Here is a 976-nt window from a genome sequence, read left to right as displayed (position 1 = left end):
TTTTCATGACTCCAACCCCTCTTATATTGAATAAACACCTGAAATATAATCCATATTTAATTAAAATTGCAATGATGAATATATCGAGATAGATACCAGATAATAAAATTGTGTTTTTAATTTGTTGAGTAATTTAGGTCTGATTAKGGCGCCGGCGGGGTACGACTGGGCAGTGATGAAGTTGTTATCGCCGTCACCGATTATTCAGGCAATTAAACAGGCGACAGCCAGTAAAGAAATCTATTTGCATCATGGTAAAGTTGTCCATTTTTTTCAAGCCAACAGTTGCCCGGAATGGCTGATTTCCGCCCGGAATGCCTCTCTTATAACGGGTGTTGCTGAAAGAATATTGGATAACACCACAAAACTCTACTTAATTCCTGAGTTAAATCAGGAAACAGAAAAGGATTTTTCGCTGGCCGGTGAGCGGCAGAATGCGTTGTTTAATCAGCTCAGTCAACAAGAAAAAGACAAACTGTTTGTTGAAAACAGAAGTGCTGATTTGAAAGGCGGATTCGGTTTCTCTAACCATAGCTCGTATAAATATGCGGGTTATATTGATAAACGCCTCAGAGAGTTATGTGAGCCGGATAAGATTACGGTCTATCAGGACAGTCAGCGTCAATTTAAGGCGAAAATGGACAGTTATAAGATGCTTATCCCTGACAATGTTTACTACCGAAATCTCTATTTTTTGGATATGGATAAGCAGTTAATAAAATCACTGACGGTCAGCCAGCAGGAAGAACAAGGGGAACTGGCCTTACAGCATTACTGTGATAAACAGGAATTATCAGTATGAAAATATTGAAGATAACGCTGTCCTTATTATTTCTCTATTTTATTTACTGGGCGTTTGGCGACACCTTTTTTGACAGGCTATTTCCTTTTTCGCCTGATGAGAAGAAACAGTTGATTACGGTGGAAGGTGTCGTGCCGAAATACACAAAACCGTATGTGTCCGCGCAGTATATCT

Annotated in this window: 1 protein-coding gene; it reads left to right on the top strand. The window is 39.4% G+C overall.

Annotation, left to right across the window (positions count from 1 at the left end; genetic code table 11):
• Positions 1–172: 172 nt before the first annotated feature.
• Positions 173–802, top strand: coding sequence for a hypothetical protein (locus C6H66_RS25255; protein ID WP_146111150.1), 630 nt, complete (start codon positions 173–175; stop codon positions 800–802).
• Positions 803–976: the final 174 nt, after the last annotated feature.

The organism is Photorhabdus hindustanensis, from assembly GCF_002968995.1.
Classification (GTDB): domain Bacteria; phylum Pseudomonadota; class Gammaproteobacteria; order Enterobacterales; family Enterobacteriaceae; genus Photorhabdus; species Photorhabdus akhurstii.
This window is presented reverse-complemented; position numbering and strand designations above follow the sequence as displayed.